Origin of the sequence: Desulfosporosinus sp. OT, from assembly GCF_000224515.1 — a bacterium.
In the GTDB taxonomy this organism is placed as follows: domain Bacteria; phylum Bacillota; class Desulfitobacteriia; order Desulfitobacteriales; family Desulfitobacteriaceae; genus Desulfosporosinus.
Genome location: NZ_AGAF01000280.1, coordinates 1 through 10,183, shown reverse-complemented (window position 1 = coordinate 10,183; position 10,183 = coordinate 1). Strand labels below are relative to the sequence as shown.

At 40.7% G+C, this 10,183-nt stretch carries 10 protein-coding genes and 2 pseudogenes; 3 read left to right on the top strand and 9 right to left on the bottom strand.

The window, feature by feature from the left end:
* From DOT_RS28100 to DOT_RS27380, 5 genes are all read right to left on the bottom strand, one after another.
* On the bottom strand, positions 1-670 hold a 670-nt coding region (locus DOT_RS28100), incomplete at its 3' end, for a collagen-like protein (RefSeq protein ID WP_009624916.1).
* A 284-nt stretch (positions 671-954) separates the two neighbouring features.
* Positions 955-1,692 carry a YncE family protein gene (locus DOT_RS27395; protein ID WP_009624914.1) on the bottom strand — a complete coding sequence of 246 codons (738 nt, stop codon included), beginning with the start codon at positions 1,690-1,692 and terminating at the stop codon, positions 955-957.
* Positions 1,693-1,765: 73 nt separating this feature from the next.
* Positions 1,766-2,470 carry a glycosyltransferase gene (locus DOT_RS27390; RefSeq protein WP_009624912.1) on the bottom strand — a complete coding sequence of 235 codons (705 nt, stop codon included), beginning with the start codon at positions 2,468-2,470 and terminating at the stop codon, positions 1,766-1,768.
* Positions 2,470-3,390: an NAD(P)-dependent oxidoreductase gene (locus DOT_RS27385; RefSeq protein ID WP_009624911.1), complete on the bottom strand. Its 921-nt coding sequence runs from the start codon at positions 3,388-3,390 to the stop codon at positions 2,470-2,472. The genes DOT_RS27390 and DOT_RS27385 overlap by 1 nt, the downstream gene beginning before the upstream one ends.
* A gap of 28 nt (positions 3,391-3,418) precedes the next feature.
* Positions 3,419-4,477 carry a UDP-glucose/GDP-mannose dehydrogenase family, central domain protein gene (locus DOT_RS27380; protein ID WP_009624910.1) on the bottom strand — a complete coding sequence of 353 codons (1,059 nt, stop codon included), beginning with the start codon at positions 4,475-4,477 and terminating at the stop codon, positions 3,419-3,421.
* Positions 4,478-4,670: 193 nt separating this feature from the next.
* Between DOT_RS27380 and DOT_RS27375 the strand changes: the two genes are divergently transcribed.
* Complete coding sequence (locus DOT_RS27375; RefSeq protein WP_009624909.1) at positions 4,671-5,663, top strand: glycosyltransferase family 4 protein; 993 nt, start codon at positions 4,671-4,673, stop codon at positions 5,661-5,663.
* Here the strand turns inward: DOT_RS27375 and DOT_RS27370 are convergent.
* Entirely contained in the window at positions 5,649-6,242 is a 594-nt protein-coding gene (locus DOT_RS27370; RefSeq protein ID WP_040413576.1) for a class I SAM-dependent methyltransferase, read from the bottom strand. The two genes, DOT_RS27375 and DOT_RS27370, sit on opposite strands and share 15 nt — an antisense overlap.
* A gap of 131 nt (positions 6,243-6,373) precedes the next feature.
* Between DOT_RS27370 and DOT_RS27365 the strand changes: the two genes are divergently transcribed.
* Together DOT_RS27365 and DOT_RS27360 are read left to right on the top strand one after the other, a co-directional pair.
* Positions 6,374-7,363, top strand: coding sequence for a glycosyltransferase family 4 protein (locus tag DOT_RS27365; RefSeq protein WP_009624907.1), 990 nt, complete (start codon positions 6,374-6,376; stop codon positions 7,361-7,363).
* Between the two features lie 128 nt (positions 7,364-7,491).
* A pseudogene (locus tag DOT_RS27360) lies at positions 7,492-7,900 on the top strand (DUF86 domain-containing protein).
* 227 nt (positions 7,901-8,127) lie between these two features.
* Here the strand turns inward: DOT_RS27360 and DOT_RS27355 are convergent.
* From DOT_RS27355 to DOT_RS27345, 3 genes and pseudogenes are all read right to left on the bottom strand, one after another.
* A complete protein-coding gene (locus tag DOT_RS27355) occupies positions 8,128-8,658 on the bottom strand; it encodes a class I SAM-dependent methyltransferase (protein WP_009624905.1) in 531 nt (176 codons plus the stop codon).
* Positions 8,659-8,832: 174 nt separating this feature from the next.
* Positions 8,833-9,314, bottom strand: a pseudogene (locus DOT_RS27350) (polysaccharide biosynthesis protein).
* Positions 9,302-9,931: a galactosyltransferase-related protein gene (locus DOT_RS27345; RefSeq protein WP_040413575.1), complete on the bottom strand. Its 630-nt coding sequence runs from the start codon at positions 9,929-9,931 to the stop codon at positions 9,302-9,304. The pseudogene DOT_RS27350 and the gene DOT_RS27345 overlap by 13 nt, the downstream one beginning before the upstream one ends.
* Positions 9,932-10,183: the final 252 nt, after the last annotated feature.

Below are 10,183 nucleotides of genomic sequence, written 5' to 3'. Positions count from 1 at the left end.
CTCCTTTATCTCCCGTCTCTCCTTTGTCTCCCGGCTCCCCTTTGTCTCCTAGCTCCCCCTTATCTCCTAGCTCTCCTTTGTCTGCTGACTCTTTCTTGACCTCTATCCTTCTCTTGATTTCTTGCTCTCCCTTGACTTCTAGTTCCTTTTTGGCTCCTAGTTCTCCATTAGCTCTTGGTATTCTAGTTGCCCCTTGTGATCCTAAAGCGCTGTTAATTACTATTGGTCCCGGAGCTCCTATCACTTCAGTGGAACAACTTGCCCTTGCGTGTTCAGTAAAACTATTAATTCCTAGAGGTAGTACACTATAGGTAGTTACTGATTTTCCAGCGGAGTTTATACCCCAAACAGATACTCCTACAGCTTGTGAATCTGAAATAAACTGAAACTCAAAAACATCATATTGAGCATAATATTGGCGCAGAACAAAATTATCAGCATCAATGTAAAACATATCCGAAATATATTCTTCCTTGGTCGTCCCGTTCATGTAAAAGCCTTTAATTTCAATACTTACTGCGGTAGTATCACTATTTGAGATCCTAACTCCTAAAGTAACGCTGGGTCTATTAGGAATGGAGAGCAATTTTATAGGCACAACACACGTCGGTGTCATGTCAATTGCACGGGAAAGTTTATTTTCGATCAACCCTGTGGTTAATTGCAACATCTTGATCACTCCATATATTTAATATGAGCTGAATACTTGAGGCTCATATTTTCGTTTGTCATTTCTTATTCATTAGTTCCTTGATGGGTTCCAAAATATCTAAGATATTTTGAAACGTTACTCGATAAGTTCAAAGACCGAGCAGCATTATGTGTGACATGCAATGGTTTCAGTTTAGCCTAATGGTTAGTCGCATTGTTAACTCGGTCACAAGACAATTATAAAAGTAAATTCGATTGACTGAAGTAGGGTTCAAGCGATCCCATGAAAGCTCATTCATTTTGCTACTTCCTTCGTAGGGTGGCTATAACTGTATTTGTACTCCCGTTGATTACTGAGATGTTGTTACTGATAGCGTTTGTAACATAGATTTTGTTTATTTTCGGATCTACATCTACATTTTCTGGAGAAAGACCTACTTTGATCGTCGCTATAACGATATTAGAAAATCCGTCAATAACTGAGACATTGTCGCTGCCTTGGTTAGAAACGTAAATTCGGTTTGTTACCGGATTCACACCTACCGCAAATGGTCTTGATCCAACTTTAACGGTTCCTATGAGAGCCTTGGTCTCTGCGTCAATGATCGAAATATTGTCACGTCTAGAATTAGCAACGTAAATCCGTTTAACAGCAGACGAAATCGTTGATCCATCTGCTCCCGCTGCCCCCTCCATACCAAATAAGTTGAGCTCTGCCGGCTGCACCTGATAAACTGCGCTCAATGCACCAGTAGCATCCCTCCCCCAAGCTGATATTTCAACCGCATCAGAATTGGTTATAAACTGAAACTCAAAAGCATCAAACTGGGCGTAATAGCTATAATTTGCTACTCCTCTAGGTGCCAAGGTTACGACATCGAAAACGTACTCTGTCTTTGTCGTTTCTGTTAGATAGAATCCTCGTATTTGTACAGAAGCACTTGCTAGGTCATCATTAGCAATTCTTACAAAGAGTGTTGAACTTGGTCTTACACCGAGAACTTCAGTATTCCTGATCAATCCGGTTATTAATAAAGGCATAGCTCTTCTCCTCTTCTCCTTTACTCAAGCAGAGTCTTCTATCCATTAGAAGTCTCTGCTTGAGTGAAAATCACTAATTTAACCATTCGGGAAAAAGCTGTTTAGCTCTCTCTCTAACGATCACGGAACATGCCTCGTCTGGGTTCTGACTCATATTTTCACCGTGCCAACGGTAGGCTAACAAGTATTCTGCCAGAAACCCGCAATTAAAATGACGCAGGAAACGGAACCATAAGTCGTAATCATGGGCTTGTGGCAGATTTTCATCAAAATTTCCTATTTGCTTTAAAGCAGAGTTTCTCATCATCACAGAAGATCCGTTAATAAAACAGCCCTCCATGAGCTTAGTTACCATTTCCTGCTTATCGGGAAAATAAGCGGAATTCACATCATATTGCTTTTTGCCCTTGGCGTCAATAACCATAAAGCTCGTGTAGCTAAAACCCAAACTCGGATCACTTTCCATTAGTCCAACCTGTTTAGACACTTTTTCTCCTATTACCATGTCATCTGCACTCAACCAGCAAATATACTTACCGGTTGCCAAAGAAAGCCCCAAATTTAAGGCGCTCGGGGTTCCCCCGTTTTCTTTGTAAACATAATCAATTATTGAACTATAAGGTCTCACTAGTTTAGCCGTTCCATCGGTGGAACCATCGTCAATCACAAGGACTTCAATATTTGCATAGCTCTGATTAATTACACTATTAAGCGCATAGGGGAGATACTGGGCGTGATTGTAAGTGGGGATGACTAAACTGACTTTAGGTGGCAACATTAATGACCCTCCTGGTAAATCTTCTTCATCCACTCCACGGTTAAAGGCAATCCTTCTTCTAACGTCACCTTAGGTTCATGTCCAAGATCCGCTTTCGCTTTGCTAATATCCGGTCGTTTACTAACAGTATTGTGCTTGTCTTCTGGAAGATAGTTGACTAATTTTGGGTCGCCTTCTGTATATTTGAGGATTAGATCACTTAGATCTTTGACGCTACGGTATTCCGTTCCACCAAGGTTATAGACTTCGCCCGGTTTAAAATTATTAAAAACGTTAGCTATTGTGGGAATTAAGTCATCAACATACATAAAGACACGGTGGTATCCTTCAAAAACATCATACGGAATCCCCATTAGCGCTCGGTAGACAAAAAGGCAAACTACACTTCGATAAGAATGATAATATTCTCCCGGACCGTAGGCATTAAATAAACGCAATCTAACAATGGGAGATTGGTATTTCTTCTCGAAATTTAGAATTTGGACTTCATTAGCCCATTTCGTTAAGGCATAGTCATTATGCTGAATGATGGTTTTTTTAAGGGGTAAATCCTCTGTCAAGATGGGCTCAGCCGCTTCCCCGTAAATTTCAGAGGAGCTTGTAAATATCAGCTTAAAGCCTTTTTTCAATTGCCATTCTAAAATGTTACGTGTCCCTATTACATTGGTCTTCCAAAGCGTATCATAATAATGTTCTCCATTAATGCGACCAAATTCTGCCGCTAAAAGATAGACACAGTCATAGTTCTGCTCAAATACGCGTTCCAACTGGCGATATTCCGAAATATCTGCCCTAATATATTTATCTCCAAGATGGTGTTGCAAATCAACTTCCCAAACCTCATGTCCCCGAATCTGAAGTACTTCTACTAATCGCAAACCTAAAGTGCCCTTACTGCCTATTACTAACATTTTGGCCATTATATCTGCTCCTTTTTTCACTAATTATTTATTGAAAGTTTAAGGCCTTTTGTCGATCTAACACTACACTGTCTTTTTCCTTAGACTGTTTTTCAATCCTTTGATCAACCACATCATTGGGGCTGAAGCCTGATCCACTAAGCTCATCTGAAGTAAATAAGGGATCTTCCACCCAGACAGTATTTCCGGCCGCTTCTAAGGCTCTTACCAAATCAACCCCTCTGCTATGCTTAAGATCCTTAACGCCAGTTTTATAGCTTAAACCCCTGACTAAGACCTGCTTGCCACTACCGACCTGGTTCACAATTCTATCTCTATAGTTCCTATCCGCCTGCTCTGCCCCCTCCAATAAAATCGAGTTGCAAACAGTTCGTAAGAAACTCATGTCCTTAGGCAGACACTCTCCACCAATACCCCAGTCAGTAGCTAAAAGTTCGACGTTATTTTTACTATTAACAGCTAGTCTCAGATCGTCATAATCCATTCCCTGATCGACACAATAGCCGTAAATTTCCTGAGCAAAGGCTACATCAACATAACGCTTTACATTCTCAACCACCTTAGACAACTCCGCCACCCGGATATCGGAAACTTCAACTAGAAGAGGGACCAACGGATCATAGAACTGACGTCCTTTTTCTAGGCAAGCTCTTGTAAAGGCTCCCATCACTCGTGGGGTATCACAAACGGTTTTGTCAACACCAAACATTACTCGATGGGGAACATGGATTAAGAAAAGATCTGTTCCTAAAATAAACCCTTTTCCCTCTAAAAATTCACTCACGCGACTCATGGTTCCCGGAGGCAAAGTTGACTCGATGGAAATCAAAGAGCCCGGGCGGATTATCATTTGTTCTAAGGCCGCAAATAAATTTTGACCTTGATTACCCGTAGAAGGAGCCATTAGCCAAACATCTATTCCTGTTAAAGCCCGATAATCCGCAGTCACCCTATAACCTTGACTCCGTAATTCTTTGACCCTAGTCTCATTCACATCCACCCCGATGATCTCTCCAGGAAATTTATGGCAAAGATGAGCGAAAAGATTAAAGCCGATATTACCCAAACCAACTACACAAATTTTCATTTTTGGATTCATCCTCCCCCAATCTCGTCACTATAAGTTATGGCAGTCCACCTAATATTGACACAACAGCAATATTTTTCTGTGGAAAGAGTAGGTGTAATATCGAACTTTACAGTATTATTACAACTTTAATAGCAGGTGCAACATATACTGAAAAGACATTATTTTCATCACTAATTAGGAGGACCACGTTATGAGAATTGTTATTCCGGTACTAAGTTTGGAAACTGGAGGGACACGCTTTATTTATCAGTTAGCCAATGAACTTGTAGATAAAGGACACAGCGTCGAAATCGTATTACCAGAAAAAGCCGCAGTGGCTTGGCCACTGCGGGCACAAATTACTCGGATCAAAGAACTTACTCCAGATACAATACCGCCTGCAGATTTTCTTCTTCCAAATTTCTATCCCACTGTTTTTCCAGCTTGGGAATCTAAAAAAGGCCGCGTCGTTCGACTTAGCCTTGGTTATGAGCCTTTATGGGTAGAAGATGCGAAAGCACTTGCCTCTTACCTTATAGATGCCCCGATCATTTCCCTATCTCAATGGCATCGTCAATTAATTTTGCAAGGTACCGGTCGCAACAGCACAGTAATCCCTGGTGGGGTTGACTGCACGGTTTTTCGTCCCTATCCTAAAAAATCTCTCTCCACCGGACGCCTTACTATTGCCTATATCCTCCGTTCGAAGGAACATGGCTATACTTGGAAAGGGAGCGAAGACTTTTGGGAAGCCTGCCGACAACTAGCTCAGGTGGTTCCTAACTTTGACATTCAGGTCGTCGCTCCAGAGGAGGCAAATTACCAAGCACCCCTTCCTTATCAAATAGTAAAAGCCACCTCTGATAGTGAGATGGCTAGATTCTATGCCCAGGCAGACATTTTCGTATCGACCTCCTATTTCGAGTCTTTTTCGATGCCACTTTTAGAAGCCATGGCCTGTGGCACGGCAGTCGTAACCACAGATAATGGTGGTAACCGCGATTATGCAAAAAACGGGGAGAACTGTTTACTTGTTCCCCCCAGCGATATCAAACAGCTGACCCTAGCACTAGCTCATCTCTTAGCTCAGGAAAAGGAGCGAAAAATACTTGCCCAAAATGGTTTACACTTCGCTCAGTCTTGGACCTGGCGACACTCAGCCGATAAGTTAGAAGCTTTACTTTATCAATTAGCCCGCACCTAGAAAGCTACAGTCCTTCCATGCTAATAGAGCATCGATAGGCTCAGCATCCTTGCCATAGACTTGCAGAAAGGCTTTATTTTTCTGGTCATGGAACTTGTTAAAAACAACAACATTGTAGCCAAGCTTTTGGAAATCCTCTACTTCCCATCCTGATCGATGACGTTGATAACTTTCTCCTCCTAAACCATAATGATCAACGTCTATTTGTTTAAAAAACCCTCTTGGAGTGAAGACAATTACTCTTTTAAAGGCGATCACCTCCACTTGGCGCAAAACGTCTAAAGCAATTCCTTTTTCAAGATGTTCAATGACATCAATCAACGTTACACTTTCTAAGGAATTAGGTAGAAATAACTCACTTAAGCGTTCTGCTGGGAAATTGATTTTGATAAACTGTTCACCAGACTTAGCATTCTCTAGATATGGTCGATGAGCATCAACACCGATTTTTATAGGGCAGCAGAATTCTTTAAGCGTAGTTCCTATACCACAACCAACATCTAAGACCGTACGAGAATCTACCAGGAGTTCATTAACCATAGCGAGGAAATTTTTATGATTTACGACATTAACTGTCACTGGCTGAACATCCTTCCAATGTTATTTATTATATGTTATGCAAAATTTACTGTTTAAGTGCCTGCTGACGCACAAAACCCCTATTAGAACGCATACAATGTAGTACTGTAAAACTAAAGGGAGGACAAACCATGAAGATTGTGTTTCCTGTTCTCAGTTTAGAAATGGGCGGGGGAGCCCGTTTTATTTATCATTTAGCTAATGCCCTTTTAGATAAAGGACATGATGTTGAAGTCGTCATGCCTGAAAGAGGACTCCAAGTTTGGCCTTTGCGTACCAAACTAAAAAGAGTAAAAGAACTAACCCCTTCCTCCATTCCTTCAGCCGATTTTATACTGCCTAACTTTTATCCAACCGTTAAACCAGCCTGGGAATCTCAAAAAGGTCGGGTAGTACGCCTAAGTCTTGGGTATGAACCCCTCTGGGTCCCCGATTCAGATACAGCCAAACAGACCTATTTGATCGGTGCCCCAATCATGTCTATATCGGAGTGGCATCGCCAACTCCTGCGCCAAGAAACTGGCCTTGAAAGCACTGTCATCTCCGGTGGAGTAGACACTTCGACGTTTCATCCTTACCCTAAACAATCTGCGCAAACAGGCTGCAAGAAAATTTTTTACATCATGCGCGACCCAGCTTCCGGGTATACTTGGAAAGGAGGCGCTGACTTTTTAAAAGCCGTAACTATTTTAAAGGATCAGGTTAATTTTGAGCTAACAGTCTCAATGCCAGAGAAAGCCCTTTTTACAAGCCCTGTTCCTTGCCAGATTAAGACCTCGGCAACTGATCTAGAGCTAGCCCCACTATATGGTGAAGCAGACCTCTTTGTATATACCTCTTACTTTGAAGCTTTTGGCTTACCTCCCCTAGAAGCGATGGCTTGCGGTACGGCCGTAGTGACTACGGATTGTGGTGGAAACCGCGATTATGCTAGAAGCGGTGAAAACTGTCTGTTAGTTCCTCCTAGTGACATTGGACAACTAAGCACAGCTATCTATAATCTATTGACCAATGATACCGAGCGTCAGCGTTTAGCCAACACAGGCCATACTTTCGCCAAAGCTTGGTCTTGGCAGCGCACAACTGATCAAGTAGAAGCTTTCTTGCTAAGCCTTAAATAAATCAAAAAAGCAGTAAAGACTTACTCTTCTTGTATGTCTTTACTGCTTTAAAACAGGAGGAGCATTTGTTTCTGCTTTAAACTGCCAAATATAGAACGACCGTGAACTCGTTCTGCTCAAGCTGAACATTGAGACTACGGTGGAGTACTCTACCCCAACCGAAGCAGAAAAGTGGACGTTGTATTAATCGCGTTCAGGAAGAGTACCATGGGAATTTTCTGAACCTAAAGAATTATACGAAGCAAGATCCATCATACTCAATATCAACGATCCTGTGGAGCAAGTATTGATCTCGCGATGCATCTCATGGCTTCGAATGGTCTAGGTATTCCCCAGTCAAGTCGGGAGGCCTTTGATTTATTAGAGCAAGCCGGAATTATTGACGAACATCTCGTGCAGAAGCTTAAAGCAATGGTTGGATTCCGTAATATCGCTGTCCACAATTATCAGACAGTTAACTTAGAAAGTGTACAGGGAATTATTGAGAAGAACCTAACTGATCATTTAAAATTTGGACAACTGATTCTTCATATGTAAGCGAAAGACAAAATAGAAAAGAAACGGGGTTGAGTTGAGTGCTCGACCCGTTTCTTTTTGCTATGCAGGAACGATGAGTTTTTGCGTTGTAAGGGGATTGGCCTAATGAAACCCTTATACTGTTAAGGGTGAAAGCTGACAAGTTGCCTGCTTTCACCTTTTTCAGATTTATTGACCTATTCTAAGTTTGACTACTGATCATTCTTCAATAATAATAAGCATGTTTCTTAAAGCTTTTCCTGCCAAGACAATTGACCCTGACGTTTTCTGCAAATCGTTAAACCAGGTGAAATCGGGATAGTCATCAACTCATACGAGCCTGTTTCCCTCAAGAACTCTTCTACTGCTAGATAGGCCGTACCGCACCATTGTGGTTGCATCATTTGCTCATTTCCAGGATGGGTATCATGCAACAAAATGAGACCGTGTGGAGCTACATATGGAAAGAAATCCTTGAAGTCTTGTAACACGGCCTCTTTAGAATGATCAGCATCAATGAATAACATATTAATTTGGAGAGGGTTAACCACTACTTTCTTGGCGAACTCATGTGTTGTACCCTTGAAAAAGCGCGTCTTCGAAGATTGCTGCATATAGTTACCGGATTCCGCGCTAATATCCACCCCGATTAATTGTTCCGCGAAGGGAATTATTCGATTGAAAAGAGCACAATGATATATTCCAAGTTCAACGTAAACCTTCGGACAGACAAGGCTGGCCAGGTGAACGATAAAGTCTTCATGCCAATTTAATGCCATATTACTCAACCCTTTCCTCTACATCATTATTGGCTAATCCCTGATTGATTTCTTCTGTTTCGGCGACCCTTCCTAATCCCAATACACCCTCTAGATAATTTTTATTTAAAGAACTCTGGTATTTTCTGGGCTATACTTCCTTGCAATTCATTATGCTCATAGGCCAACTGATGTTTACCTAACTGGCATCTTTGTAATAAAAACTTCTCCACCCTTAGCTAGTTCTGCACCTTGTAAAACTAGTTTAACAGACTGTTCTACTGTCATAATGAATCTGGTCATATCCCTATCAGTCAGAGTAACCGGTCCACCTTTAGAAATCTCTTTTTAAAAATAGGAATAACAGAACCGGCAGACCCTAATACATTACCAAATCTGGTTGAGGCAAATATAGGGCTAATACCATTATACTTTTTTGCATTTGCCACAGTAATTAATCTTTCGCCCATTAGTTTTGACGTACCCATAACATTTGTCGGGTTAACCGCTTTATCCGAACTGGTATATATTACTCTTTTAACCTTATTAGCTACAGCGGCGTGAATAAGGTTATTAATTCCAATAATATTGGTCTCCACGGCGTCCCAAGGTGACTTTTCACATAATATTACATGCTTCAATGCAGCAGTATGGATTACAACATCTATGCCTTGCATAGGCTGTTTCTTAAAATGTTATTATATGGCATTAAAATAGATTTTTCGAAATCAATAAAGTTTGTATTTTTAAATGGGCCTATATCGTATTTGTAATCTTCCTCAGTCAATTGCCTAGTTATAACATTTTCTTCTTCTTTCCATTTCCTTCGAAAATGATTTCTAGCGACACTTGTTTTTTCATATTGCCAAGATGTAGGCAAATAAATATATTTAATTTCCTCGCTCTCATAAAAACTGATATTTGCCTCTTTAAGCCTCCTGATAAAATCGTTATCCTCACAACCACCGCCAATATACCGCTCGTCAAAAAAACCGATCTTTCTGATCAAATCCTTTTTGAATCCAAAAAAACCAAATCGATATAGTGCAACCATACCCCATCCATCATTTAACATGCTCAAAATTTTTTCTACATCCTGATGCGTTGGCCTAGCCTTATCATTACATATAATAATTGTTTCGTAGCTACTAGAAGTAATACTATCATTGACTAGCTTAGAAAACGAGGGATAATTTGTGCCATCAAATATTCTATTATTTAGACCTTCTAAACATAATTGAGCTTCCCGGCTTAAGTGAGGTCTGTTTGATATTATAACTATTTCATAATCCATAATTGTAATTTTAATTCCCCCCTTGGTCATAATCACTCTATCTATACTATGTCAGTACATATTTTAGTGTTCATCATCTCGTTAGGTAAATATTAAGGATAAACAAGAGTTCCATACGTGTGATATGTCCAATTATGGAAACATGCACATATAGCAACGTTTTACCAGCAATAAAGCAGGCTGCCGCCGCGAAATTAGAATTCCTGTTCCAAGAAAAAATCTCTCCGTTAAGGAAGGATAAAAGAAATAAAA

What these genes read in the sequence shown, in the direction of transcription:
- DOT_RS27365 (WP_009624907.1), top strand. Translation starts at nt 6,374, where the DNA reads ATGAAGATTGTGTTTCCTGTTCTCAGTTTAGAAATGGGCGGGGGAGCC.
- DOT_RS27385 (WP_009624911.1), bottom strand. Translation starts at nt 3,390, where the DNA reads ATGGCCAAAATGTTAGTAATAGGCAGTAAGGGCACTTTAGGTTTGCGA.
- DOT_RS27395 (WP_009624914.1), bottom strand. Translation starts at nt 1,692, where the DNA reads ATGCCTTTATTAATAACCGGATTGATCAGGAATACTGAAGTTCTCGGT.
- DOT_RS27355 (WP_009624905.1), bottom strand. Translation starts at nt 8,658, where the DNA reads ATGGCATTAAATTGGCATGAAGACTTTATCGTTCACCTGGCCAGCCTT.
- DOT_RS27380 (WP_009624910.1), bottom strand. Translation starts at nt 4,477, where the DNA reads ATGAAAATTTGTGTAGTTGGTTTGGGTAATATCGGCTTTAATCTTTTC.
- DOT_RS27390 (WP_009624912.1), bottom strand. Translation starts at nt 2,470, where the DNA reads ATGTTGCCACCTAAAGTCAGTTTAGTCATCCCCACTTACAATCACGCC.
- DOT_RS27375 (WP_009624909.1), top strand. Translation starts at nt 4,671, where the DNA reads ATGAGAATTGTTATTCCGGTACTAAGTTTGGAAACTGGAGGGACACGC.
- DOT_RS27345 (WP_040413575.1), bottom strand. Translation starts at nt 9,931, where the DNA reads ATGGATTATGAAATAGTTATAATATCAAACAGACCTCACTTAAGCCGG.